The organism is Bacillus sp. LR--39 (assembly GCF_053613335.1).
In genome coordinates, this window is record NZ_JBSIOT010001063.1 from 1 (window position 1) to 643 (window position 643).

The 643-nt window shown below is 44.8% G+C and carries 1 pseudogene; it reads right to left on the minus strand.

Going from position 1 to position 643, the window contains the following annotated elements:
- Nucleotides 1-67: 67 nt before the first annotated feature.
- Nucleotides 68-643, minus strand: a pseudogene (gene mphK / locus ACWHAR_RS28440) (macrolide 2'-phosphotransferase MphK); the annotation flags it as partial.

Genomic DNA, 643 nt, shown 5'->3' on the forward strand with positions numbered 1-643 from the left:
ACGATTGTTGATCCGTTCTATTATTTGTAGAGTTTATAATACTCGGTTCATGAAACGAAGTCAATTCTTAATCCGATGTTACACCGAGTGCTTCCAGCGCCATATTGACGTGCTCCTCCTGCTGTGTTTGCAGAGCGAATTTAGCTATTTCCAGCGGATATGCCGCTTGCATCTCTGAAATGTGTTCCTGCATTTTTGCCCATATTCGGCCGCCTGCTTGATCATAGTATTCAAGCAAACGGGCAGTTTCTTTTTCTCCGAAAATGGTTTGATAAAGAACAAAATCCTTGGCTGGGTCAGCAACCTTCGCTTCTGTCCAATCCAGAAGTCCTGTGACACGTTCATTTTGGTCGATAAGAATATGCGGGGGGTGGAGATCGCCGTGTATCAAAGAAGAGAAACCCGGCCAGTATGCATCATCATCTATCCACTTTTGCCATCTTTCCCAAAGCGTCGTAATACGCCAAGCTTATTCTTCACATCAACCATAGAGTCTGCTGTCATTTGCCTGAAATCTTCTGGCCTTATCACTTCTATTCCGGATTGCCCAGCAGATATTTGATCCGTGCCATGTAATTCAGCCAATATGTCGGCAAGTGTGCGGACAAAGTCGTTTGACGCCGGTTGATGATCCATATTCCAT